Here is a 26,464-nt window from a genome sequence, read left to right as displayed (position 1 = left end):
ACGTTGCCAGGCAATTAAGACCCGAAAGGGTCTCTTTTTTTGCATCAAAAAGGAGCTTAACTTCCAGTTCGAAGAACTGTAAACTGACAAAAGAAAGCGTTTGAAGCTGACGAAGTGAGCGAAAGACGAAACGAGCTTACAAGTGGTAAGTGAGTGAGGAAAGCGTGAAACTGAGAAAAGATGCGAGCGCTTGTCTAAAGTCAGGAAAGGTCCTTAGCGCCGAAGGTAGCCGACTTACGTTCCGCAAGAGTAGGACGTTGCCAGGCAATTAAGACCCGAAAGGGTCTCTTTTTTTGCATCAAAAAGGAGCTTAACTTCCAGTTCGAAGAACTGTAAACTGACAAAAGAAAGCGTTTGAAGCTGACGAAGTGAGCGAAAGACGAAACGAGCTTACAAGTGGTAAGTGAGTGAGGAAAGCGTGAAACTGAGAAAAGATGCGAGCGCTTGTCTAAAGTCAGGAAAGGTCCTTAGCGCCGATGGTAGTCGACTTACGTTCCGCAAGAGTAGGACGTTGCCAGGCAATTAAGACCCGAAAGGGTCTCTTTTTTTGCATCAAAAAGGAGCTTAACTTCCAGTTCGAAGAACTGTAAACTGACAAAAGAAAGCGTTTGAAGCTGACGAAGTGAGCGAAAGACGAAACGAGCTTACAAGTGGTAAGTGAGTGAGGAAAGCGTGAAACTGAGAAAAGATGCGAGCGCTTGTCTAAAGTCAGGAAAGGTCCTTAGCGCCGAAGGTAGCCGACTTACGTTCCGCAAGAGTAGGACGTTGCCAGGCAATTAAGACCCGAAAGGGTCTCTTTTTTTTGCATCAAAAAGGAGCTTAACTTCCAGTTCGAAGAACTGTAAACTGACAAAAGAAAGCGTTTGAAGCTGACGAAGTGAGCGAAAGACGAAACGAGCTTACAAGTGGTAAGTGAGTGAGGAAAGCGTGAAACTGAGAAAAGATGCGAGCGCTTGTCTAAAGTCAGGAAAGCTCCTTAGCGCCGAAGGTAGCCGACTTACGTTCTGTAAGAGAAAGGAAACGGAAATACATGGCATGAGCAAAAGCTCATGCATAAGTACCATTAGAACAATAAATTGAAAATGTTAAATTCGTATTGAACATAAAATAAAAAGTCTAGCATAAGCTAGACTTTTTTAAATTAATAGTGAATAAAGCATTTTATTCTCATTGATGTAGATATTTGAAGGGTCAAATTCATCTACATTTAACTTTAAGTTATCTAAATCTTGATGATTATTTAATTGGATACCGATGATAACAGTCCCTGTATTTTGAGAACTTTTCTTAAGATACTCAAATTTAGTAATGTCATCTTTTGGTCCAAGCACATCATTTACAAATTCTCTTAAAGCTCCAGGTCTTTGTGGGAAGTTGAGAATGAAATAATGTTTCATTTCCTCAAATAATAAAGAACGTTCTTCGATTTCTTTCATGCGGTTAATATCATTGTTACCACCACTTACAACACAAACAACTGTCTTACCTTTAATTTCTGAACGATATTGTTCTAATGCTGAAACACTCAAAGCACCAGCAGGTTCAGCTATAATTGCTTGTTTAGAATACATGTCTAAGATTGTTGAACATACAGCACCTTCATGGACTTGTACGTAGTCATCAACTACATTTTTGGCGATATCATATGTGATTTCACCGACTTTTGCTACAGATGCACCATCCACAAATTTATCAATTTCAGGTAAAGTCACAATTTGATTTTCTAGCACAACCGAAGCATACATGCTACTAGCACCAGCAGGCTCTACGCCAATGATTGAAGTTTGTGGTGAATGTTCTTTAAAGTAAGTACCTACCCCTGAAATTAATCCACCACCACCTATAGCTGCAAATAAATAATCAAATTGTACGTTATCCTCTTTAGATTGTTCTAAAATTTCTTTAGCTAGTGTACCTTGGCCAGCGATTGTATAAATATTATTAAATGGATCGATGAAATTCATTTTATGATCTTGTGTATACGTGAGCGCCTTTTTTAGACAATCATCAAATGTATCACCGGTGAGTACGACTTCAGTGTTACTTCCACCAAAAAATTTCACTTGATTTATCTTTTGAAGAGGCGTAGTCACAGGCATAAATATAACAGCATTTAAATTAAGTTTGTTAGCCGTGTATGCAACACCTTGTGCATGGTTACCTGCGCTTGCACATGTAATACCGTTTTGTCTATCACTTTCATTTAACGCTATAATTGCGTTATAAGCACCTCTTAATTTAAATGATCTAACCCATTGTAAGTCCTCTCTTTTTAAATAGACATCACAATCATATTTATGCGATAAGTAATGATCCTTTTGCAAAGGAGTTTCTTTAACAACATCTTTCAATTGTAAGAAAGCTTCATCTATATCTTTTGAAGAAACAGTTGTTTTAACAGCCATAAATTTCACACCTTTATTTAAGTTTCGTTAAAAAGTTTTTGACGTTTCATAAGCTTGAATTTCATCTTCGTATTGTAGTGTTACCGCAACATCATCAAGTCCATTAACAAGTTTATTTTTCCACGTTCCATCAATGTCAAAGTGAAATGATTTATTATTTGCAGTTACAGTTTGATTAGGTAAGTCAACAGTGACTTTGCCTGCATTGGCAATATATTGACGTTCATCTGCATTTAATACGATAGGTAACATCGCATTTTTAGTACAATTCATATAAAATATATCGCTATAACTACCAGCAATTATAATATCAAACCCATAATCTTTAATTGCCCAAGCTGCATGTTCACGGCTCGAGCCACAACCAAAATTATCACCCGTTACTAAAATAGTGGCATCTTGGTATTCTGGTTTATTTGGATTGAAATCTGGATTGTCGGATCCATCCTCTAAGTAGCGCCATTCATCAAAGGCAAAAGGTCCAAAACCAGATTTAGAAATTCGTTTTAGGTGCACTTTTGGAATGATTTGGTCAGTATCTATATTATCATGGAACAGTGGCACAACTTTACCAGTATAGGTTGTGATTGGTTGAATTTCCATATTATACAACCACCTTTCTTACGTCTACAAACTTACCGTTAATGGCTGCAGCAGCTGCCATAGCAGGGGAGACTAGATGTGTTCGTGCACCTTTGCCTTGACGTCCTTCAAAGTTACGATTACTTGTTGATGCACAATGCACACCAGCAGGTACTTGATCTGGGTTCATACCAAGACACATCGAACAACCAGGTTCTCTCCATTCAAATCCAGCATTTTTAAATACTTTATCAAGCCCTAGCTTTTCTGCTTCTATCTTTACAGTTCTAGACCCTGGAACAACGATTGCTGTAATATTAGGATGCACTTGATTTCCTTTTACAATATGGCTCGCTTCTATTAGGTCAGATAGTCGGGCGTTCGTACAAGAACCTAAAAATACATAACCTAAATCAATGTCTTCTGCTTTTTGGCCTGGTTTTAACCCCATATAGTTGTAGGCACGTTCATCATTAACGTCATTGATTTCGGGGAATGGTGTATTAAAGCTAACACCCATTTCAGGGCTAGTACCCCAAGTCACTTGTGGTTCTAAATCAGATACATCTAGTTGTATGATTTTATCAAAATTTGCATCTTCATCTGTGTATAATTCACGCCATTCATCCACAGAGTACGCATAGTTTGTTGCATAGGGTCTTCCTTTAACATATTCAAATGTAGTTTCATCAGGAGCCATCATGCCATATTTTGCACCTGCTTCGATTGCCATATTACAAATAGTCATTCTAGCTTCCATTGATAGACTACTTATAGTTTCACCTGAAAACTCAAGTGCATATCCAGTACCAAAGTCAACACCATGTTGGTTAATAAGATGTAAGATAATATCTTTTGCATATACACCTGTAGGTAATTTACCAGTTACATCAATTTTTAAATTTTTAGGCTTTGTTTGCCATAATGTTTGTGTTGCAAAAACATGTTCTACTTCACTAGTTCCAATACCAAATGCAATTGCACCAAAAGCACCGTGTGTGGCAGTATGTGAGTCTCCACATACGATTGTTTTTCCAGGTTGTGTAAGTCCGGTTTCAGGACCAACCATATGCACGATGCCTTGTTCATCAGAACCCATATCAAATATATGCACATCAAATTCTTTTGCATTTTTTTGAAGTGTTGTTATTTGTTTATTAGCAATTTCATCTTTGATATTAAAAATATCAATCGTAGGGACGTTATGATCTAGTGTTGCATATGTTAAATCTGGTCTGCGCAACTTTCTATTTTGTAGTCTGAGCCCTTCAAAAGCTTGAGGAGATGTGACTTCGTGTATAAGATGTAGGTCTATATATAATAATTGTGGGTCACCTTCTTTACCAGTTAAGACATGCTTATTCCAAACTTTGTCAAATAGTGTTTTACCCATATGACATCTCCTCCTTTTTAAAGATTTTGTTTAATAAATTTAAAAATATCTGTTGTTTTATATTTACCATTGAGATCTTGAGTCGTTTTTTCATCTTCGATAAGTTGGTATATGACTGATTCTAATTTTTGAGCTGCTTCAGGAGCATTAAGACTTTCTCTTAAACACATAACCACTGATAAAAGCATGCCGAATGGATTTGCAATATCTTTATTTGCAATATCCGGTGCAGAACCATGAATTGGTTCATAGAGTCTTGGTCCTTTTTCACTAAAACTCGCTGATGGCGAAAGACCGAGTGAACCAGGAATTACAGATGCCTCATCACTTAAAATATCTCCAAATAAATTTTCAGTTACAATGACGTCAAATTGAGAAGGATTTGTAATGATGTGCATTGCGCAAGCATCTACAAGTAAATGATTAACCTCAACCTCTGGATATTCTTTAGATACATCATTTATAACTTTTCTCCATAATTTACTAGAAGATAGTACATTTTCCTTATCTACTGAAGTTAATTTTTTATGACGATTTTGGGCTAAATCAAAAGCAACCCTTGCAATTCGTTCTATTTCTGTGCGTGTATAAGTTAAGGAATCTAAAGCTTTATCTTCATCCCAATGTTTTGGTTCGCCAAAGTAAATACCACCTGTTAACTCTCTCACTAAAATAAAATCTGTACCAGCTACACGTTCTTTTTTAATAGGTGATAAATTGCTGGTACCGCTTGTTACAATAGTGGGGCGAATATTAGCAAATAGACCTAATGCTTTTCGAATACCTAATAGACCTTGTTCAGGTCTATTGTTAGGGTCTGTCCATTTTGGGCCACCAACAGCACCTAATAGAATTGCATCGGCTTGTTTACAAGCATTTAGCGTCGTATCTGGTAGTGGTGTACCATGATTATCAATAGCGATACCGCCAAAATCATGTGTTTCTATTTCATAGTTAAAATTATAGATATCACTTAGTTGTGAAAGAATTTCTAGTGAACCATTTAAAATTTCTGGCCCAATCCCATCCCCGGGAAGTGCTACAATCTTATAACTCATGAGTGAATACCTTCTTTCACTTCTGAATTAGAAACGTATTTAGCATGTGCTTCAACATAAGATTTACATGACGCTAATAAGATGTCATGGTCAATACCTACACCTGTAACAATTTGATCTCCTATTTTAATTTGCACGTGAACTTCTGCTTGTGCATCAGTACCTTCAGTTACAGAGTCAATGCGATAATCTATAAGTTCAGTTTTGCGATCAAAAATTCGATCTACCGCATTGTATACAGAAACAATTGAGCCAGTACCAATACTTGAGTCTTGATACGTATTTCCATCTCTATCTTGAATAACTACGACAGCACTTTGTAGTCCATTTGAGACGAATTGTAGTTGTAGTGCTTCTACTTTATAGATTGCATTTTGTTCGTGTTCAGTACCTTGAATGAGCGCATGTATATCTCTGTCAGTAACTGCTTTTTTCTTATCAGCGATTGTTTTAAATTGCTTAAATAGTTCTTTTTGTTCTTCTGAATCTACATCATATCCCAATGCGACTAACTTTTCTGAAAAGGCATGTTTACCTGATAATTTACCAAGTGGTAGTTCAGTTGTTTTGACGCCTACTAATTGTGGTGTCATAATCTCATAAGTTTCAGGGTTTTTAAGAACACCATCTTGATGAATACCTGATTCGTGACTAAAAGCATTTTGTCCGACAATAGCTTTGTTTCTTGGGACTCGAATACCTGCATATCGTGCTATTAAATCAGATGTATTTTTAGTTTCTTCAAGATTTATTTGTGATTGATTACCATAATGATCTTGTCGAACGTATAGGCCAAGTGCAACTTCCTCTAGGGCTGTGTTACCTGCACGTTCGCCAATACCATTTAAGGTGCCTTCAATGCGTTTGGCGCCATTTTCAATTGCGGCCATACTATTTGCAACTGCCAAGCCTAAGTCATCGTGACAGTGTGCACTATAAATAACTTCGTGATTCGTATTAACGTTTTCTTGGAGTGTTTTAAAAATTTTGCCATATTCTGTAGGATAACTAAATCCAACAGTATCAGGTATATTGATTACACTTGCTCCCGCATCAACTGCAGTTTGCACACATTCGATTAAGAAGGGCAGTTCCGTTCTTGTAGCATCTTCTGGTGAAAATTGAACTACGTCAAAATACTTTGTAGCATAAGCAACATGCTCTTTGATTGATGTTAACACTTCTTCTTTAGACATCATGAGTTTTGAGTCACGATGTATAGGGCTAGTTGCTAAGAATACATGTATTCTAGGTTTTACAGCCTCTTTAGTTGATTGGTACACTGCGTCAATATCTTTTTTTACACAGCGTGCTAAGCCACAAACAGCAGTGGTTGTTAATGCTTTAGAAATAGCTTCCACAGATTTAAAGCTACCTGAACTTGAAGCAGGAAAACCAGCTTCGATGATATCAACGCCCCATTTTTCAAGTTGCTTCGCAATTTTCAAGCGTTCATCGAATGAAAAGTTTACGCTGGGCGTTTGTTCTCCGTCTCTTAGTGTTGTATCAAAAATTTGAATATGGCTAGTCATTTTAAACATCTCCTAATAAATAGATTTAGTTGAATATGATGTGTCGGCTGAAGAATCTTAACTTGTCCTTAAAATAAAAGGGGGACTTCGCTTGATTCTTCAGACATCATCATATAACTAGTTATTTTTCAATACTCTTGGATTTAATGAACGGCATCATTTCACGTAAGTCTCTACCTACCGCTTCAATTTGATGTCCGTGTTGTTCTTCACGTAGTTTATGGAATTCTTCGAAATTATTTTCATTATCTTTGATGAAACGATCACTGAAGTTTCCTTGTTGGATATCGTTAAGTACTGCTTTCATATTATCTTTAACATCTGGAGTGATTACGCGTGGTCCTGATACATAGTCACCAAATTCAGCTGTGTTTGAGATGGAATAACGCATGTTTTCCATGCCACCTTCATACATTAAATCAACAATTAATTTCATTTCATGTAATACTTCGAAGTAAGCAATTTCTGGTTGATAACCAGCTTCAACTAAAGTTTCAAAACCAGTTTGAATTAGTTTTGTTGTACCACCACAAAGTACAGCTTGTTCACCAAATAAGTCAGTTTCAGTTTCTTCTTTAAATGATGTTTCTAAAACGCCAGCACGTGTTGCGCCAATACCTTTTGCATAACTTAATGCTAAATCAGTAGCTTCTCCACTAGCATCTTGTTCAACTGCAAATAGGGCAGGTACAGCGCTTCCTTCGGTAAAGGTACGTCTAACTAAATGTCCAGGTCCTTTTGGTGCTACTAAGAATACATCTACTGTTTCAGGTGGTTGAATAACATTAAAGTGAATATTAAATCCATGTGCGAAAACAAGTGCATTATTTGGTTCTAAATTAGGTTCAATTTCTTCTTTATATACTTGTCCTTGAATTTCATCTGGTAATAATACCATGATGACATCAGCTTGTTTTGCTGCTTCATTTACAGGATATACTTCGAAACCATCATCTTTTGCTTTATCAAATGAACGCCCTGGTCTGATGCCAATAATCACGTCATAGCCGTTATCTTTTAAGTTTTGAGCATGGGCATGTCCTTGTGAACCATAGCCAATGATAGCTACTTTTTTACCTTGTAATGCATCTTTCGTTACTGATTGGTCATAATAAACTGTTGTCATAATAAAATCCTCCATGTTTTTAAATTATAGTTTGGTGACTTGTGTTTTAAACTAAACCGGCTGAACCAGTTCTTGAAACTTGTTCAATGTTATATGATGATAGATCGTCTAATAAATTATCCATTGTATACTGTGGACCTGATGCTTGTAGATAGGTATAAGGATCTTCATTTTTTAAAATAGAGACTAGCGCATCATAAGGTTTAATTACTTTTTGTAAATCTTGATGGTTGCTTGGTGTTTCTAATTTCACAAGCACCAATTCTCTGTTGTAAGTGTTAGTATCAGTGATATCTTCTACATCAATGATATTTATTTGTTTTTCTAATTGACTAATTAGGTTTCTTAGAACATCTGAATCTGGAATTTCTGCTACGAATGTTATGTTGGAAACGCCATCTTCTCTAGTAGGTGTAACTGATAACGTGACAATGTTAAATTGTCTGCGAACAAAGATGCTCGTTAATCTATTTAAAGTACCAGCTTTATCTAAAACTCTTGTTCTAAATGTGCGTCTCATAATAATCCCTCCATCTCATAATTAGCTTTACCGCTAGGAACCATTGGGTTAACTGGTTCGATAGGTGAGATACGAACATCAATTAATGCAGGACCATCATGTTTGAAAGCAGCATCTAGTTGTTCTTCTAAATGTGTTGGATCATCGATAAGGAAACCTTTAACATTGTATGCTTCACCCAATTTTAAGAAATCGGGTTGTCCATTAAAGACAGAATGAGAGAAACGTTTGTTAAAGAATTTATCTTGCCATTGCTTAACCATACCTAACGTACCATTATTGATAATTACAACTTTTATATCTAAACCGTATTCTTCTAGTATTGCTAATTCTTGATTGGTCATTTGGAAACCGCCATCGCCGACAAAGGCCACAACTGTTTTATCAGGTTGAGCTAACTTTGCACCGATTGCTGCAGGTATGCCAAATCCCATTGTTCCTAAGCCACCACTCGTAACTAATTGTCCATGATTTTTAAATGGATAGTACTGGGCAACCCACATTTGATGTTGACCAACATCAGTAGTAACTACTGCATCACCTTGTGTAATTTCTCCTATATACTCAATTGTGCGTTGTGGTTTTGAAAACGTACCATCAGGGTCTTCACTGTATGCAAAAGGTTGTTCTGCTTTATTGTTAAAGCATTTTTCTAACCAGTCATCATGGTTGATTGAATAGCTATCGAATTCTAGTAAAGCTTCTAATGTTGCCTTACAATCCGCAATGATGCCTAGATCAACCTTGATTATTTTATTAATTTCTGATGGATCAATATCGATATGAACAATTTTTGCATTAGGTGCAAATTCATCCGGTTTGCTAGCAAGTCTGTCATCAAAACGACTACCAAAGTTTATGAGTAGATCGCACTCAGTTAATGCCATATTGCTGGCATATGATCCGTGCATACCTCCCATGCCTAAAAATAGGGGATTTTCATATGGTATGGCACCTAAACCTAATAAAGTGCTAACTACAGGCAATTGATGTCGTGTAACAAATTCAGTGAAAACTTCATTTGCTTTAGCGTGATTTATACCAGCTCCTGATAAAACAACAGGTTTCTTAGAAGTTTTTAAATAATCACGTAATTTTTGAATTTCTGTTTTGTCTGGTTGATTAGGTACTGAATAGCCAGGTAGATTTAATTCGTTTGAAATTTCTGCGTTAGTAGATAAGATTCCCATATCTTTAGGAAAATCAATAACTACTGGTCCTTTTCTTCCTGTGTTAGCCACGTGAAATGCCTCGTGGATTATTTTTGGAATTTCATTTACATTTTTAATCTGATAGTTATGTTTAGTTATCGGCGTGGTCATTGAAAGCAAGTCTGCTTCTTGGAAAGCATCTTTACCTATACCAGCTGTAGCAACTTGACCTGTGATAACGACAAGCGGTAATGAATCACTATAAGCATCTGCAATACCAGTGATTGCATTTGTTGCTCCTGGTCCACTTGTAACAACAACAACACCAGTTTTTCCAGAAACACGGGCATAACCTTCAGCAGCATGTGAAGCGCCTTGTTCATGTCTTGCTAGAATATGTTTAATTTTCCCGTCATAAAATGTGTCATATAGTGGAAGTACAGCGCCACCCGGGTAACCAAATATAAAATCTACATCCTCATTTACAAGTGAATCTACTAATAATTCTGAACCAGATTTCATTTCATCAATTGTTTCTTTTTCTAATTCAACTTCGGGTTCAATTGTCTCTGCTGTTTCAAAATAATCTAAATTTTCTGATTTTTCATATTCAAGTATTTCAGTTTGTTTAGACATCATACTCACTCCTTAAATGAGATCTTCAGGTACTTGCATAATACCACCAGTGTTAGCACTCGTTACTAACGCTGTATAGCGTGCAAGATAACCTGTTTTCACTTTTGCTTTAAATGGTTTCAAGTTTTGCTTTCTAGATTCTAACACTTCTTCTGTAACTTCTACATTTAATGTTCTGTTTGTTAAATCAATTGTAATATCGTCGTTGTTTTCAATTAAAGCGATAGGGCCACCCGCTGCAGCTTCTGGTGAAATATGTCCAACAGCAATACCTCGTGTTGCCCCGGAAAATCTACCATCAGTGATTAATGCAACGTCTTTACCTAATCCTCTTCCTACAATAGATGATGTAGGGGCCAACATTTCTGGCATTCCAGGACCACCTTTAGGGCCTTCATACCTAATCACAACTACATGACCTTCACGTACTACGTGATTATCAATTGCTTCAACGGCTTCATCATGTGAATTAAAACAAATCGCTTTTCCTTTAAAGACTTTAATTGAAGGATCTACACCGCCGACTTTTATGACTGCACCTTTAGGAGCTAAGTTACCATATAGGATTGAAAGGCCACCTTGTTTATCGTAAGGATTATCAAGGTGTCTGATAACATCACTATTTAATATCTCTTTTTGTTCGTTATTTTCACGAAGTGTTTTACCTGTAGCTGTGATTCTGTCTGGATGAAGTGTACCTTCTTTTTTAAATAATTCATTAATGATTGCTGGAACGCCACCAGCTTCATGTACATCATGCATAGAGTAGGAAGAACTAGGTGCTATTTTTGACAAATAGGGCGTTTTTTTCGCAATTTCGTTAATCCTTGATAAGTCATAATCAATACCTGCTTCATTTGCAATTGCTAATGTGTGTAATACTGTATTGGTAGAACCCCCCATAGCCATATCTAAAGCAAATGCGTCATCAATTGCTTCTTTAGTTACAATGTCTCTTGGTTTAATGTCATTTTTGATATTGTCGACTAGTTTAAATGCTGCTTCTCTAATCATTTCTCTACGTTGTTCACTTACTGCAAGAGCTGTACCATTATATGGGAGAGCTAAGCCTAAAACCTCCATTAAACAATTCATTGAATTTGCTGTAAACATACCAGAACATGAGCCACAAGTAGGGCAAGCATTTTGTTCCATATCCAAAAATTCATCTTTTGAAATTGAACCATCTTTAAATGCTCCGACAGCTTCAAACATTGAAGAAAGTGTTAAAGCTTTGCCTTGTGATGATAAACCTGCTTTCATAGGTCCACCTGAACAAAAAATAGCAGGAACATTGGTTCTTACAGCAGCTAATAACATGCCAGGTGTAATCTTGTCACAGTTTGGTATGTAAAACACACCATCAAACCAGTGTGCATTGATGACTGTTTCTGCTGCATCAGCGATAACCTCTCTAGATGGCAGTGAATATCTCATTCCAATATGTCCCATTGCAATACCATCATCTACACCGATTGTGTCAAATTCAAAGGGGATGGCACCTGCTTCGCGAATTGCTTCTTTAGCAATATCAGCTAATTCTCTTAGGTGAACGTGCCCTGGAACAATGTCGATGTATGAATTACATATAGCTACGAAAGGCTTATTCATATCTGTTGGTTTTTCTAAAGCACCTGTTGCATGCAAAAGGCTTCTTGCTGGAGCTTGATGATCTCCTTTTTTGATCATATCGCTTCTCATATTAATTCCCCCATAAATTTGAAAATAAAAAAGCGTCCCAATAAATAATTGGGACGCTTTCAAGTCCCATTCAACTAGAAATAGGACTTAAACATTTAGTAGATTCTTTACTAAAGTTCCAGTCCTAATAGCATAATAAAATGACTAAAATATTTGAAGTTGTTGGTTGGTATTGCATTGTATATTTGGTCATCTCATTATGCTCCTTTCCGTTAGAATGGTTTATCTTTTAATGTGTTAAATTGAATTGTCTAAAAATTCGATAAATTAAATTTACTATACTGAACTTCTACTGTCAATGATTTTTTTAAATTTTCTATCAATTCAAATAATTCCAAAATGTTGGAACTTGTTTTAGTTTGAAGTAAAATAAGAAAAAATTTGTTAAACTATAATAGTTAATTTAATGATAATAAAGTTTTTAAAGAAGCAGATAATCATTAAGCGCTGATGTAATTATTAAATATATTAGTCATTTTTATCCATCAACAATATTTTGAAAGTAAATAGAAATACTTGTGCGAAGCTCAAGTATAAGCGACCCTAACTAAATTAATTTGGAACTGTTGCTAAAAAAGGAGAGGCATATGATTAAAATAAATGATTTAGAAAGTATGGCACATTTTGCAGAAGTGTTAGCGAAACATTTATCTACAGGGGACATTATTTTATTAAATGGTGATTTAGGCGCTGGTAAAACTACATTAACGCAATTTATTGGTAAAGCCATAGGTGTAAAACGAAATATAAATTCACCGACGTTTAATATCATTAAATCTTATCAAGGTAATGCATTTAAATTACATCATATGGATTGCTATAGATTAGAAGATAGTGAAGAAGACTTGGGATTTGATGAATATTTTGAAGATGAAGCTGTTACATTGATTGAGTGGAGTGAATTTATTGAATCATTTTTACCAAATAATCACCTAACTATAAATATTAAAACTATAAATGAAACGAAAAGACAAATAGAGATAAAAGCAGTCGGTGAACATTACCAAAAGTTAAAGGAGGTTGTTGAACATGATATATCTGTTGATTGATACATCGAATCAACCGTTGTCTGTTGCAGTAATGCAAAATAATGTAGTATTAGGTGAAATCAATACTAACGTGAAGCAAAATCATTCTACTCAGTTAATGCCAGCCATTCAACAGTTGATAAATGAGAGTGAAATAGCAAAAGAAGAAATAAATGCTATTATTGTTGCACAAGGACCTGGTTCATATACTGGTCTTAGAATTGGCGTAACCGTTGCTAAAACTTTAGCTTATGCATTGAATGCTGAACTATACGGTGTATCTTCACTAAAAGCGCTTGCTGCAACTGTTCAAGATGACGAACGACTATTGGTTCCAATATTTGATGCACGTAGAGAAGCGGTTTACACTGGCGTTTATCAATATAATGAAAATCAATTGGTTCAAATAGAAGAAGATCAATATTTACCAATACAAGAACTTCTCAACTTATTACATAGATTGGGGAAACCCTATGTATTTGTGGGCATAGATACTGAAAAAGTAAAAGATTTATTAGATAGTGATTGCATACCCAACTTACCAAAAGCAAAATATATGAAACATTTAATTGAAACTACTGACGATATACATCAATTTAAACCAAACTATATTAAATTATCAGAGGCTGAAAGAAATTGGTTAAACCAACAGAAAAAGAGTTAAATATACGTTTGATGACTTTGAGCGATGTACCTCAAGTATTTGATATTGAAAGAAATAGTTTTAACGACAGTAGTTGGACGATTGATGCTTTTTATCATGAAATAGAACAAAATGAGTTTGCACATTATTTTATTATTGAATATAATCGTATGATTATTGGGTATATTGGTATTTGGATAGTGATAGATCAAGCTCAGGTTACAACAGTTGCCATAGATGAAACATATAGAGGTTATGGTTTAGGACAGTTATTATTAAAATATGCGATGAATTATGTACAAACCAAATGTGAAATAATGAGCTTAGAAGTTCGTGTAGACAATGAGGTTGCACAACATGTGTATACAAATTTAGGCTTTCAATTTGGTGGTAAACGTAAAAATTATTATGGTGAAGGTGAGGATGCGATAGTGATGTGGGTGAATTTAAATGAGTGAGCAAACATTGATTTTAGCAGTTGAATCAAGCTGTGATGAAACGAGTGTTAGTATTATTAAACAGGGCACAGAGGTTTTAAGTAATATTGTATTAAGTCAGATTGAAAGTCATAAACGCTTTGGAGGTGTGGTACCTGAGGTCGCTAGCAGGCACCACGTGGAAGGCATTACAACGACAATTGACCAAGCATTAAATGAAGCAAAAGTAACAATGGAAGATATAGATGCAGTTGCTGTAACACAAGGCCCTGGGCTCATAGGTGCATTACTAGTAGGAATCAATGCAGCTAAAGCGTTAGCTTTTGCTTATGATAAACCATTGATACCTGTACACCATATTGCAGGGCATATTTATGCAAATCATTTAGAACAACCATTACAATTTCCTTTAATAGCTTTAATCGTTTCAGGAGGTCATACAGAACTTGTATACATGAAAGATCATTTGAATTTTGAAGTTATAGGAGAAACTAGAGATGATGCTGTTGGTGAAGCCTATGATAAAGTTGCAAGAACGATTGGCTTAGGTTATCCAGGTGGTCCGCAAGTTGATCAATTAGCAGCAAATGGTCAAGATTGTTATAACTTTCCAAGAGTTTGGTTAGAGGCAAATAGTTACGACTTTAGTTTTAGCGGGTTGAAAAGTGCAGTGATAAATAAATTGCATAATTTACGACAAAAAGGGTCTGAAATAAAACCTGAAGATGTTGCAACGAGTTTTCAAAATAGTGTTGTAGAAGTATTAGTTGGAAAAGCAGTGTCAGCTTGTGAGGCTTATGATGTGAAACAGTTAATTGTAGCTGGTGGTGTCGCGAGTAATAAAGGTTTAAGGGCAGCGCTTAATAAAGCATGTAAGGATTATGATACCAATTTGCGTATACCAAGCCCAAACCTTTGTACAGATAATGCTGCAATGATTGGTGCTGCAGCACATTATTTATATCAAGCAGGGTTAGTTGGAGATATGTCATTAAATGGATTTAACGATATGGATATTGAACAATTTTCATTAAATAATTAAAATTGGTATTGTAAATATTTAAATATGTAATAACAAATCATAGTGTAGTTTTAACTGAGTATCACAATGTACTTATTAAATGCGCACAAAGTATGTTAATTACTAATACTGGAAATGTTGGAGTAGGAATTTTAAATCAAACAGTGATTTGATTTATGTTTCTACTTTTTTTGAAATTTACTACTATGACTTTCAGAAAAAGATAAAGGATTGATTTTATCAATTTAATCAAGCTCAAATGTTTAAATATTAAAAAATGGGTATATATTTTAATATATAGTCATACTATATAGAATAATGTAAATAAGCATTACATTATTAGGAGGCGTCTTATAAATGAAATCAGTTCAGTATTTTAATTTTGAAAATAGTTTAGCAGCATTAGACTTTTATGAAAAAAATTTAGGTGCCACAGATATTCAACGTATTGGTGGTGACCATGAAATGTTTACAGATATGCCAGAAGAATTCCAAGTAGATAAAAACTTTACAATGAATGCTTCATTTAAAGTCTTAGGTGAAACATTTTATTGCAGTGACACATGGAAAAATAAAAAAATCGATAATAGTGGTGCGATTGTAACATTTACATTCGATCATAGTAATGAAGCGGATAAGCAACAAGCTATTGATTTTTTTAATAATGCTATAGCAGCTGGATGTGAAGAGGCAATGCCGTTAGGTAAAACGGAGTGGTCAGAATTATATGGTATGTTTAATGATCCTTTTGGTGTTACTTGGATGATTAATGCTGAATAAAATATTTAAACTAAATAAAGGAACAATGAAGTAAATGCAAACTTCATTGTTCTTTTTTTTTTGCATTCATAAACGCATTTATGATTATGTTATTAGGTTTAAGATTTCAAAGACTTAAGTGGAAGATGCTTTAGCTCGCGTATAAACTTGATTAGGGAATTTTAAGATTCTTAATAATTCAATAGCATTTCTTGTATCTGCTTTTCCAGCTTTAATTTTATAATCAAAAGCGATCTCATTTTCATAAATAATCTCATTAAAATGAAAGTTTTTGAAATTATCTTCTAATAACGTGGCTAATTCAATATCATGAGTCGCAGCTATGATTTCGTAATTTTGGCTATTACCTAAATAATTTAACACGGATTCAGAAGCAGCGATACGTTCAGTTGTATTGGTTCCTTTAAATATTTCGTCTATAAAGCAATAAATTTTATCCTCTGTTTTTAAATCAAATAATCGCTTAATAGATTTGATTTCTGTCATAAAATAACTATCACCAGACAAGATATCATCTTGGTTCACCATAGAAGTGAAAATTAAACCAGGTTTATACTTGAAGTAATTTGCAGTAACTGTATTTATCGTTTGAGCTAATAAAAGATTTAAGGCGATTGCTTTCATAAAAGTTGATTTGCCTGACGCGTTTGACCCAGTTAATAATATATGGCTATTGATTTCTAAATCATTAGAAATAGCATTGACAAGTAATGGATGCGTAAGTGCTTCAAATTCTACTGAATCATCATTACTTGCTTGAGGCAATGCATATTGTGATAGCGTTTCTCTCCACAATGCTATTGCATAATGATTGTCTATGCTACCTATATATTCATAACAAGCCATAACTTCAGATTCATATTTTTTAAAGCTATGTTGTATTAAATGGAAGATATGATAGTCCAACATAAATATTGCTTTAAATAAAAATGCAAATATCATAGAATCTTCTGCTGTATTTACTCTTCCTAGAAGACCGCTTAGCCTACGAGCAGCCTTAAAATGATTAAAGTCAACATCTATGGTAGGCGCACCATCTATTTTATGAATTGCATAAGCTTTTTTAATAACATTTGACGTATAAAATAAAGAGTTCAAATCTTGATCAAACGTTTTTCTAAGTATGCCACTCAAAATCATATTGAATATAGCAGCAAGTATAGTTAAAAGTATACCGATTTCAGGTTTTAAAAATGTAAATAGCAAAAAGGCTAACGGAAAATACGTAGTCAACATAAAAAAATGATTACGTTTCACTGTAGTCAATTGATCAGGGAACGTTGGATAAATCGCTTTACCTATTTTAGCAAGGTGGGTTGATATTTTAAGACGAAAAATATCATCATTTTTAAATTTTTGAATTAAAGCTTGATTATGAATCGTAAACATCTTTCTTAAGGTTGCATACAAGCGCATTTCGCCAATTGCAGAAAAATTAAAATTCATGTTGTCGAAAAGGGCATTTAAATTCAAATCAGCGTAAGTTTTATCATCTATAAGATTTGTTTCATCAAATTGGTGTTTATATGTATCAAATTGATAACTATACCTATGATTAGGTCGAACAAAAGATTCCAAAGGTTTTCTTAGTGACCATAAAGGTTTGATATCATGTTTTAATTTTTTATTGGCAATGATTGTCGTGATAATAAATAACAGTGTTGTTCCAATTATTAATGCGATTAGGAACCAAAAAATAGGATACATAAGTTTCACCTCATACTAAATTAATATGTTTTATTATGTCATGAAATAAATGGATTCACAAATAGCTGGATATGTTAAGTGGTGATATATGTCAATAGAGAACGTGCGTACTTATCAACAATTAGTGTATAACTTGTTGATAAGTCGTGGGCAAATGTGTGGATATGCATTGTTTTCTGAATATTCAACGGTTGAAAAGTTACATTTTACTTGTGGATAAATAGGATAACTCTGTGGATAGCTTTGATGATAGGGTTAAAGCTGTGAATAGTTAATGTGTAAAATAATAATAAAAAGTACGAAAAATGAAAAAATCATTTTTCGTACTTATAGTTAAAATTAGTTTTAAATTAACTTTTCTTGTAATTCTGCCCATTTTGACATGACTTGTTCTAATGCTTGTTCGCTATTTTCTTTCTCTTTGGCTAAACGATTTGCTTCCTCTGGATCACTATATATATCTGGTAAAGTAAGCAATTCATTGATTTCACTAATTTTAGTTTCAAAGTTATCTATCTCGGTTTCACATTCATCAATTTGGCGTTCAATTTGACGTTGTTCGCGTTTTTGAAGTTTTTGATCAATATAATTATCGTTTTGGGTCACTATCGGTTTTGTCTGATGTGAAGCTTCATATTCTTTTTTAGCTTGAATCGCTTCGTTTTCTTCTTTCTTCTCTATAAAATATTGATAATTACCTAAATACATTGTGCCACCATGAGTGTCTAGATCATAAACTTTGTTTGCAAGTTGATTAATAAAATAACGGTCGTGAGAAACAAATAAAATCGTTCCTTCGAAGTTATCCAATGCTTGTTCTAACATTTCTTTTGAATCTATATCAAGATGATTTGTAGGTTCATCTAAAATAAGTACATTGTTACGTTCAAGCATTAACAAAGCTAATTGTAATCTAGCTTTTTCACCACCAGAAAGGTCATTAATGATTTTTTTAACATCTTCTTGTACAAATAAAAATCTACCTAATACTGCACGTATATCTTTTTCATTCATTGATGGGTATTGGTCCCAAAGGTAGTCTAGTATTGTTTTACTAGATTTAAATTCAGCTTGTTTTTGATCATTGTAACCGATTTTTAAATTCGCACCAGTAGTAATTTCGCCGTTTAATTTTGGTTGAATACCTGCAACTGTCTTGATTAAAGTAGATTTACCGATACCGTTAGGCCCGATAATAGCGATATGGTCTCCTTTAGTTACTTCAATGTTGATACCTTTGGTAACTGCCTGTTCATAACCAATATCTAAATCTTTGATATGAAAAACATCATTACCTGTATTTCGATCAAAATCAAATTGGATATTAGCACTTTTGGCATCAACCATTGGTTTATTGATTCTTTCCATTTTTTCAAGCATTTTCCTACGGCTTTTAGCCATGCCAGTAGTTGAAGCCCGCGCTATATTTTTATCAACAAATGTTTCTAAGCGTTTAATTTCATCTTGTTGACGTTTATATTCTTGCATGCGTTTTTCATAATACTTATCTCTTTTTTTAATAAATTGTTTATAATTACCTATATAATGTTGTACATCTCCAAGTGCTACATCATAGATTTGATTTACTATTTTATCTAAAAAATATCTGTCGTGGCTAATGATAACAATAGCCCCTTTAAAATAGTTTAAATAACTTTCTAACCATTGCGTTGTTTCCATATCCAAATGGTTAGTTGGTTCATCTAGCAATAATAAATCAGGCTCACTTAGTAACATTTGGGCTAATGAAAGCCTTGTTTTTTGACCGCCACTAAAGTCATTAATAGGGCGACTGAAATCTGATTCAGTGAAATTTAGACCGTGGAGTACGGTTTTTATCTTACTTTCATATTGATATCCATCTTGTTGTTCGAATTCATTGGATAAGTATTCATAACGATCAATATGATTTTTATATTCATCTGTATCATATTCATTTGCATGCTGTGCTAACCAATCTGTTTCTTTTTTCATTTCAGATTCAAGTTTTTTCATATTTTCAAAAGGTTTGGACATTTCTTCAATCACAGTTTGGTTTGTGTTGAGAGTCATTTGTTGTGTTAAATAACCAAGTTTTAAATTTTTACTTTTTGAAATATGACCACTATCATAACCTTCGACGCCAGCGATAATTTTCATTAATGTAGATTTACCAGCTCCGTTACGTCCAACGATACCGATACGTTCGCCAGTTTTAACTTCAAAATTTACATTGTTAAAAATATCTTCTCCGTCGAATGATTTTGTAATGTCGTTTAATTGTAATAATATCATCCGATTTTGCACCTCTCTATTCATTATCATTCTACCGTATTCTGCGTGTTGTTAAAACTACCAGTGTTTATTTTTATAATGTATTAATGTATAATGTTGAAGTAATTATAAGATTAATTAGAGATTATAGTATAGGAGGACAAGATCTTGGCTAACCAAAGCGAAAAGATTCCTCGTGCCACGTTAAAACGGTTACCGTTATATTATAGATTCGTCAATACTTTGAAATCTAAAGGGATAGACAGAGTTAATTCTAAAACAATTAGTGAAGGTTTGAACATTGATTCTGCAACAATTCGTCGTGATTTTTCTTATTTTGGTGAATTAGGCAAAAAAGGGTATGGCTATAATATTGATAGCTTGTTACATTTTTTTAAAAATGAGATAAGTGAAAATGATGAAATTAAAATAGCCATCGTAGGTGTAGGGAACCTAGGTAAAGCATTACTAACATATAATTTTTCTATTCATGATGAAATGACTATCACAGAAGCGTTCGATATACGTGATGATGTAATAGGAACACAAATAGGCAATGTGGTTGTAAGCCCGTTTTCAAAAATCACTGATGTATTAAAGCAAGAGCAAATTGATGTCGTGATATTAACAACGCCTGAAAACGCAGCACAACAAGTTGCAGATACATTAGTTGAAGCAGGAATTAAAGGGATTCTAAATTTCACACCAACACGTGTTTATACACCGTCAGATGTACAAGTTCATCACATTGATTTAGGGATTGAATTACAGTCTTTACTTTTCTTTATGAAAAATTATAGTAATAAATAATGATTTTTAAATATTAACTTTGTAGAGACACAAACATTATTGATGTTTAGTTGTCTCTACAAAGTTTTTTTATTGTTCGCTAGCTCCGCTTCATCTTATACATATACCTATGAATAACCCTGAAAACATAAAGGTTGAAATTTCAGTACAAATCTAATATGATAATTCTTATTGATTTTATCGGAAAGAGGTAATGTTATGAAGTGGTTAATAATCAGTGGCTTAATCGTAGGTGGACTTTTGGGATTTGTCATGCAACGTACACGATTTTGTCTTGCTGGTGGATTTCGGGATATGTATATTCAAAAAAGTAATAAAATGTTTTATGCCTTGTTAATAGCAATATCAGTGCAAAGTATTGGACTGCTAATTCTAACTTCGACAGGGTTAGTAGAAATACCAGAGTCAACATATCCAATCATAGGTACGGTTATTGGCTCATTTATTTTTGGTATTGGAATTATATTAGCTGGTGGTTGTGCAACTGGTACATGGTATAGAGCTGGAGAAGGATTGATAGGTAGCTGGATAGCACTTATTGCATATGCATTTACATCAGCTGCTACTAAATTTGGTTTATTATTACCTTTAATGAACGGTATCAATAAACCTACTAATGTAAATACAAGTATGGCTCAAACAACTGGTATTCCAACATGGGTATGGGTCGCATTATTAACAATTATAACGGTTATATTTGTTGTTAAAACGCTACGTAAACCAAAGCCAAAATTTGCGGTACCCAAATTAAAACAAAAGTTTACGGGAATTCGTTATTATTTATTTGAAAAAAATACCATCCCTTTGTTGCAGCTATTGCAGTTGGGCTAATTGCATTATTGGCTTGGCCAGTGAGTGAATCTACTGGCAGAATGTACGGTTTAGGAATTACAACGCCTTCTGCAAATATCGTTCAATTTTTTGTAACTGGTGATCTTCAACTATTAGATTGGGGTGTATTCCTTGTTTTAGGTATCTTTGCTGGTTCTTATATTGCAGCAAAAGGAGCTAGAGAATTTAAATGGAGACTACCTGATAAAAAGACAATCCGCAATAGTGTTATTGGTGGCGTATGCATGGGATTTGGTGCATCAGTAGCAGGTGGTTGTTCTATCGGAAATGGTTTAGTTGAAACAGCTACAATGTCTTGGAAAGGCTGGATTGCGCTTGCATCAATGATACTAGGTGCTTGGTTTATGAGTTATTTCATATTTATTAAGCCGATGAAAAAAGCACAAAAATCTACAACTCAAACAGTTTCCGCACAAACACAAACGACATAAATTTTATTTTTAGGAGGATTTCATTATGGTATATGAATTAGGTACAGTAGGTATGGTTTGTCCTTTTCCTTTAATTGAAGCACAAAAGAAAATGACTACTTTAGAGAATGGTGACGAATTAAAAATTGATTTCGATTGTACTCAAGCAACTGAAGCAATTCCAAATTGGGCAGCTGAAGAAGGTTATCCAGTTACTAATTATGAACAACTTGATGATGCTTCATGGACAATCACTGTTCAGAAAGCTTAATGATATAACATTAAATTTAAATAACTGGGTAAGATGAAAGTTAATGTTATATTAAAAAATATTAATTTATTATATACTGCTCACTGAGAGAAAGTCCGAGACATATTCTATGATGTTTCGGACTTTATTTTGTTTTATAAAATTGTCTTATATTGAATGACACATGTTGTAATGGCAAATGAGATTAGTCGTCTTTGAATGATATATATTTTTAATACTAATAATGTATATAGTTGCTTCTTGAACTCAGTATTATTTTTGTGTTTACAAAGTAGTTTGAGTTTGACTTTTAACAGTATTTAAAGGGAATACAATATGATAAAATAGATGATGTTTACAATGCCAAGTAATGAGAGTGAAAATAAAATATGATTGGCATATCAAAGTATAATATTTTTTAGATAATTGATGATAAATTCAGTTACTGGCAATATGTGCAATTATGGCGTCAAAATAATATGCGATAAGTTAAATTATGGACGTTAACAAATCTATACAAATTTAAATAGTAATTTAAAAATTGATGTGTGAGGAACTTTTTATATGAATAAAGTCGATGCCATTTTAAGTACCATTGGTTGATGGCGCCCTTGTTACAGGAATCACATTTCGATTAATACATCATACCGCGTGTACAATTGTTTTGTAGCATTGGAAGCCATAGCTTTGTATCAATGAATCGGATAAATCTAATATAATGATAATGAAATACATAGATATTATGATGCACTGAATTGCGACAGAACAAATATCAGAAAGTAGTAGTTTGTAATAGGAGGAAATAAAGTGAGTGAATGGACAAGAGATGAACGTTATCAACGTTATGAAGATATTAATCAAGAAACAATGGACGAATTAACTGAGCGTGTGAATCAATCTAAATATAGACAATTGTTTCATATCCAGCCGAAAACAGGATTGTTAAATGATCCTAATGGTCTAATTTATTATAAAGGATATTACTATATCTCACATCAATGGTTTCCTTTAGGAGCCGTCCATGGTTTGAAATATTGGTATACATATAAAAGTAAAGATTTAATAAATTTTGATGATCAAGGAATTTCACTAAAACCAGATACGAAAGATGACAGTCATGGTGTATATAGTGGCAGCGCATTTACATATAACAACAACTTGTATTATATGTATACAGGAAATCATAGAGATGAAAATTGGAATAGAAAGTCTACACAACATATAGCTAAGGTACATGACAATGGTGAGGTTCAAAAATTTCCTAAAGCAGTAATAGCAGCACCACCGTCAGGCTATACGCAACATTTTAGAGATCCTAAAGTATTTGTGAAAGATGAAATTTACTATGCAGTAATTGCTGCACAAAATGAAGAAGGATATGGAAGAATACTTCAATATCAATCAACAGACATTGTGAATTGGACATTTCAAGGTGAAATAAAAACAAAACTTGAGGCGTTTGGTTTTATGTGGGAATGCCCAGATTATTTTAATTTAGATGGTTTCGATTTACTGCTATTTTGTCCTCAAGGTATTGAAACAGAAGGTGAAAAATTTAGGAATATTTATCAATCTGGTTATATTATGGGGCAATACGACATAGATCACCTCGTTATGGATCATGGTGATTTTCATGAATTAGATCATGGTTTTGATTTTTATGCGCCTCAAACTTTTACAGATGAATATGGCAAAAGAATACTCATTGGTTGGATGGGTTTACCAGAAGTGAACTATCCTACAGATTCAGATGGTTGGGCGCACTGTTTAACAATTCCTCGTATTTTGACAATTGAACAAGGTAATTTAAAACAGCGTCCTATTAAAGCACTTCAACAATTAAGAACGAATAAAGAAACAGCATTAGGTTATGCTAATAAGTTTACGCGATTTTTAAATCCATATGAAGGTAAACAATTTGAATTGATTATTGATATTTTGGAAAATGACGCTACTGAAATTTATTTTGAAATCAGAGCTTCAAAATCACAGTCTTTACTTATTGCTTATAATACAAAAACAAGAAAAATTACATTGGATCGTAGTGAAAGTGGCTTATTACCAGAACCAGTCGATGGTAATACACGTAGCACGTATTTAGATACGCCATTATCTCAACTACAAATGTTCGTAGATACATCGAGTATTGAACTATTTTGTAATGATGGTGAACGTGTGATGACTTCAAGAATTTTCACAGATGATGATGCCATAGGATTTAAAGCTTCTACCGAATCTGGCCAAGTCTTTCTTAATTTTACAAAATATGACATAAAGGATGATCAATAAATGAAACGTTTACTTGCAATAGGGGAAGCACTTATCGATTTTATCCCTAATCAAAAAGATTCAAAATTAAAAGACGTTGAAGGGTTCACAAGACAAGTCGGTGGTGCGCCTTGTAACGTTGCCTGTACTACGACAAAATTAGGTGGGCAAGCAGAAATGATTACCCAGTTAGGTAATGATGCATTTGGTGATTTGATTGTTGAAACCATAAGTAATATTGGTGTGCATACAAACTATATTCGACGTACAGATGAAGCGAATACTGCTTTAGCATTTGTAAGTTTAACCAAAGAAGGGGAACGTGATTTTTCATTCTATCGTAAACCATCAGCAGATATGTTATACCAGCCTAGCAATATAGATGCAATTACTGTAACAGAAAATGATATGTTACATTTTTGTTCTGTTGATTTAGTAGATAGTCCAATGAAACAGGCGCATAAAGCGTTAATAAATAAGGTGAAATCGGCAAATGGTACGATTATCTTTGATCCTAACGTACGCTTGCCGTTATGGACTAGTGAAGCGGAATGTAAAAATGCAATTCGTGAATTTTTACCATTAGCGCATGTGCTTAAAATTTCAGACGAAGAGCTGACATTTGTGACTGGAAAAAAAGTTGAAAAAGAGGCCATCGCGTGGCTATTCCAAGGTAGCGTGGAGGCAGTTATTTATACTAAAGGCAAAGAAGGTGCAGAAATTCATTTTAAAGATGGCACAGTGATTGATCACCCTGGTTATAAAGTGAAAGTGATAGATACTACTGGCGCTGGCGATGCTTTTATAGGAGCATTAATTAATAGATTGGCAGTATCTGATATTGTGAATCCAATAGAAGCATTAAAACTCCAAGGTGAAGATATACTTCAATTTAGTAACATAGTTGCTGCAAAAGTTACTACTAAATATGGCGCGATTGAGAGTATACCTAGTTTAGATGAAGTTAATGAGGTACTTGAATATTAAAAGAGTGAACGTGGAAAGCAATCTTATTCAATGAATCCAATTACGTTAAGATGAGTGTGGGGATAATAAGGATTAAGGAATATTTGGGCATTAGCGCATGTATAAGTCCCACTAACTCAATAAATTGAGAAGTGTGCTTTAATGATAATAGGCAGAGACAATGAATTGTCTCTGCCTACTAATTTATGTATTAAATTTTTTTGACATTACGTACGGACGCGTAGCAGTGTTCATTATTTTTGAAGTAAACAATACGAGACTTAGAATCAATGGATTCTATATTGTGTCTATTAACAACAAAACTATTATGACATCTAAAAAATCGTTCATCTAAATTATCGATTTCTTTTAAATTACCATAAAATTCAATTTGCCTATTGTCTAGATGAGCAATCAAACGATGTGAATTCGAAGAAGATTCAAAAAACATTACATCATCATATTGTACATAAATAGAATTACTGCCACGTTTGAGCTCGATTGTTTCAACTGTGTTTTCTTTTGAAAGTAGCTTCAATCGAGTTTCTGATGTTTCGAGACAATCAATTACTCTTGATTTTAATTCATCAGGATCATCTTTGAAAATAAAATCCATAGCAGCAACTTTATATACAAAAGTTAAATAAGTGAGCTCACTGTGACTTGTGACAAATATAATATTGCTCACTGGATCGTATTTTCTAATCTCACTTGCTAATTTAATGCCATTAATATCAGCTTCTAATTGTATATCAAGAAAATAACAACCAATATCCTTAAGTTCTTTTGCACGTTCCAATACCTCATAAGGATCTGACGTAGCTACTTCAATTTCCATTGGCTTTTCTTCTATCATGATGTAATTATTGATAATTGAAACTATATTTTCACGTTGTCTTACATCATCTTCACAAATGAATATTTTCATATTTACA

Annotated in this window: 21 protein-coding genes and 1 pseudogene; 10 read left to right on the top strand and 12 right to left on the bottom strand. The window is 33.9% G+C overall.

The annotated features are described in order from the left end of the window. Positions 1-1,136: 1,136 nt before the first annotated feature. The 9 genes from ilvA to ilvD all read right to left on the bottom strand — a co-directional run bounded on the left by ilvA (position 1,137) and on the right by ilvD (position 12,104). Entirely contained in the window at positions 1,137-2,405 is a 1,269-nt protein-coding gene (ilvA, locus tag FYJ81_RS12265; protein WP_107383571.1) for a threonine ammonia-lyase IlvA, read from the bottom strand. 27 nt (positions 2,406-2,432) lie between these two features. Then, positions 2,433-3,008 carry a 3-isopropylmalate dehydratase small subunit gene (gene leuD / locus FYJ81_RS12260; RefSeq protein WP_019469534.1) on the bottom strand — a complete coding sequence of 192 codons (576 nt, stop codon included), beginning with the start codon at positions 3,006-3,008 and terminating at the stop codon, positions 2,433-2,435. 1 nt (position 3,009) lies between these two features. Continuing rightward, entirely contained in the window at positions 3,010-4,380 is a 1,371-nt protein-coding gene (gene leuC, locus FYJ81_RS12255; protein ID WP_107383572.1) for a 3-isopropylmalate dehydratase large subunit, read from the bottom strand. A 17-nt stretch (positions 4,381-4,397) separates the two neighbouring features. Beyond that, positions 4,398-5,438 carry a 3-isopropylmalate dehydrogenase gene (gene leuB, locus FYJ81_RS12250; RefSeq protein WP_107383573.1) on the bottom strand — a complete coding sequence of 347 codons (1,041 nt, stop codon included), beginning with the start codon at positions 5,436-5,438 and terminating at the stop codon, positions 4,398-4,400. After that, complete coding sequence (locus tag FYJ81_RS12245) at positions 5,435-6,970, bottom strand: 2-isopropylmalate synthase (protein WP_107383574.1); 1,536 nt, start codon at positions 6,968-6,970, stop codon at positions 5,435-5,437. Before FYJ81_RS12245 ends, leuB begins: the two co-directional genes overlap by 4 nt. A 121-nt stretch (positions 6,971-7,091) precedes the next feature. Next, on the bottom strand, positions 7,092-8,096 hold the full coding sequence (gene ilvC, locus FYJ81_RS12240; RefSeq protein WP_019469538.1) for a ketol-acid reductoisomerase: 1,005 nt from the start codon (positions 8,094-8,096) through the stop codon (positions 7,092-7,094). 46 nt (positions 8,097-8,142) lie between these two features. Next, positions 8,143-8,616, bottom strand: a complete 474-nt coding sequence (ilvN, locus tag FYJ81_RS12235) for an acetolactate synthase small subunit (protein ID WP_107383575.1) — start codon at positions 8,614-8,616, stop codon at positions 8,143-8,145. Next, a complete protein-coding gene (gene ilvB, locus FYJ81_RS12230) occupies positions 8,613-10,403 on the bottom strand; it encodes a biosynthetic-type acetolactate synthase large subunit (RefSeq protein WP_107383576.1) in 1,791 nt (596 codons plus the stop codon). The genes ilvN and ilvB overlap by 4 nt, the downstream gene beginning before the upstream one ends. 12 nt (positions 10,404-10,415) lie before the next feature. Then, positions 10,416-12,104, bottom strand: coding sequence for a dihydroxy-acid dehydratase (gene ilvD, locus FYJ81_RS12225; RefSeq protein WP_107383577.1), 1,689 nt, complete (start codon positions 12,102-12,104; stop codon positions 10,416-10,418). A gap of 587 nt (positions 12,105-12,691) precedes the next feature. Here ilvD and tsaE point away from each other — a divergent pair. From tsaE to FYJ81_RS12200, 5 genes are all read left to right on the top strand, one after another. After that, positions 12,692-13,153: a tRNA (adenosine(37)-N6)-threonylcarbamoyltransferase complex ATPase subunit type 1 TsaE gene (gene tsaE, locus FYJ81_RS12220; RefSeq protein WP_107505082.1), complete on the top strand. Its 462-nt coding sequence runs from the start codon at positions 12,692-12,694 to the stop codon at positions 13,151-13,153. Beyond that, the gene (tsaB, locus tag FYJ81_RS12215; protein ID WP_107386127.1) at positions 13,134-13,796 is read left to right on the top strand and encodes a tRNA (adenosine(37)-N6)-threonylcarbamoyltransferase complex dimerization subunit type 1 TsaB; all 663 of its coding nucleotides are present in this window, start codon (positions 13,134-13,136) and stop codon (positions 13,794-13,796) included. The genes tsaE and tsaB overlap by 20 nt, the downstream gene beginning before the upstream one ends. An 11-nt stretch (positions 13,797-13,807) precedes the next feature. Next, positions 13,808-14,233, top strand: a complete 426-nt coding sequence (rimI, locus tag FYJ81_RS12210; protein ID WP_394859185.1) for a ribosomal protein S18-alanine N-acetyltransferase — start codon at positions 13,808-13,810, stop codon at positions 14,231-14,233. Further along, on the top strand, positions 14,226-15,254 hold the full coding sequence (gene tsaD / locus FYJ81_RS12205) for a tRNA (adenosine(37)-N6)-threonylcarbamoyltransferase complex transferase subunit TsaD (RefSeq protein ID WP_107386128.1): 1,029 nt from the start codon (positions 14,226-14,228) through the stop codon (positions 15,252-15,254). Before rimI ends, tsaD begins: the two co-directional genes overlap by 8 nt. 336 nt (positions 15,255-15,590) lie before the next feature. Beyond that, on the top strand, positions 15,591-16,013 hold the full coding sequence (locus tag FYJ81_RS12200) for a VOC family protein (protein ID WP_107383582.1): 423 nt from the start codon (positions 15,591-15,593) through the stop codon (positions 16,011-16,013). Between the two features lie 114 nt (positions 16,014-16,127). Here FYJ81_RS12200 and FYJ81_RS12195 read toward each other — a convergent pair whose 3' ends face one another. Together FYJ81_RS12195 and FYJ81_RS12190 are read right to left on the bottom strand one after the other, a co-directional pair. Then, positions 16,128-17,720, bottom strand: coding sequence for a MutS-related protein (locus FYJ81_RS12195; RefSeq protein ID WP_107383583.1), 1,593 nt, complete (start codon positions 17,718-17,720; stop codon positions 16,128-16,130). Between the two features lie 345 nt (positions 17,721-18,065). Next, positions 18,066-19,994: an ABC-F family ATP-binding cassette domain-containing protein gene (locus FYJ81_RS12190; protein WP_154409698.1), complete on the bottom strand. Its 1,929-nt coding sequence runs from the start codon at positions 19,992-19,994 to the stop codon at positions 18,066-18,068. Between the two features lie 147 nt (positions 19,995-20,141). Here FYJ81_RS12190 and FYJ81_RS12185 point away from each other — a divergent pair, with 147 nt between their 5' ends. From FYJ81_RS12185 to FYJ81_RS12165, 5 genes and pseudogenes are all read left to right on the top strand, one after another. Continuing rightward, the gene (locus FYJ81_RS12185; RefSeq protein ID WP_107383585.1) at positions 20,142-20,783 is read left to right on the top strand and encodes a redox-sensing transcriptional repressor Rex; all 642 of its coding nucleotides are present in this window, start codon (positions 20,142-20,144) and stop codon (positions 20,781-20,783) included. 198 nt (positions 20,784-20,981) lie between these two features. Continuing rightward, positions 20,982-22,066 (top strand): annotated as a pseudogene (locus FYJ81_RS12180) (YeeE/YedE family protein). A 25-nt stretch (positions 22,067-22,091) separates the two neighbouring features. Continuing rightward, positions 22,092-22,316, top strand: coding sequence for a sulfurtransferase TusA family protein (locus FYJ81_RS12175; protein WP_019469551.1), 225 nt, complete (start codon positions 22,092-22,094; stop codon positions 22,314-22,316). A gap of 786 nt (positions 22,317-23,102) precedes the next feature. Further along, a complete protein-coding gene (locus FYJ81_RS12170) occupies positions 23,103-24,584 on the top strand; it encodes a sucrose-6-phosphate hydrolase (RefSeq protein WP_192945503.1) in 1,482 nt (493 codons plus the stop codon). Further along, positions 24,585-25,550 (top strand): carbohydrate kinase family protein, encoded by a 966-nt coding sequence (locus tag FYJ81_RS12165; RefSeq protein WP_107386132.1) that lies wholly within the window; start codon positions 24,585-24,587, stop codon positions 25,548-25,550. A gap of 190 nt (positions 25,551-25,740) precedes the next feature. Here FYJ81_RS12165 and agrA read toward each other — a convergent pair whose 3' ends face one another. After that, positions 25,741-26,457 carry a quorum-sensing response regulator AgrA gene (gene agrA, locus FYJ81_RS12160; protein ID WP_019469554.1) on the bottom strand — a complete coding sequence of 239 codons (717 nt, stop codon included), beginning with the start codon at positions 26,455-26,457 and terminating at the stop codon, positions 25,741-25,743. Between the last annotated feature and the right edge of the window lie 7 nt (positions 26,458-26,464).

Source organism: Staphylococcus sp. McC-251-APC-3A2, assembly GCF_009695665.1.
In the GTDB taxonomy this organism is placed as follows: Bacteria; Bacillota; Bacilli; order Staphylococcales; family Staphylococcaceae; genus Staphylococcus; species Staphylococcus cohnii.
The sequence above is the reverse complement of the archived record's forward strand: the minus strand, read 5'-3'. Positions and strand labels throughout refer to the sequence as shown.